This window comes from Vibrio sp. 811, assembly GCF_033339195.1.
Window position 1 is genome coordinate 1 of the sequence record NZ_JAWOUB010000823.1, and the last position, 545, is coordinate 545.

Genomic DNA, 545 nt, shown 5'->3' on the forward strand with positions numbered 1-545 from the left:
GTTTATGATTCTTATCACAGGTGCGTACAACGTACACGGTGCGGTTGAAGGTGCATTCCTTGTGCAAAACCTACCAGCCGATATTGGGGCCAATGGTCCAGTATTCACGCAAATGGCGATTGAAAGTGCTCTACCTGGAGTTGGTAAACCGTTCATCGCTGTTGCACTGTTCTTCTTCGCATTCACCACTATCTTGGCTTACTACTACATTGCAGAAACAAACATTGCCTACATTCGCCGTACCTTTAAAGTGAACGGTCTGATGTTTATCTTAAAACTGGTACTTATCTCAGCAGTGTTTTACGGTACAGTAAAAACCGCAAACCTAGCATGGGCGATGGGTGATGTTGGCGTAGGTTTGATGGCTTGGCTGAACATCGTGGGTATCTTGATCATCTTCTTTATGTCGAAGCCTGCTCTGAAAGCGCTGACCGACTACGAAGAACAACAGAAGCAAGGTGTCACAGAGTTTACGTTCAACCCAGTTGCGCTAGGTATCAAAGGTGCAGATTACTGGGAAGAGAAATACAAACGTAAAACGGGTC

General features: G+C 45.5%; 1 protein-coding gene. It reads left to right on the forward strand.

Translation table 11 applies throughout. The annotated features are described in order from the left end of the window. A partial coding sequence (locus R7Q46_RS29605) for an alanine:cation symporter family protein (protein ID WP_318078643.1) occupies positions 1-545 on the forward strand: 545 nt, incomplete at both ends.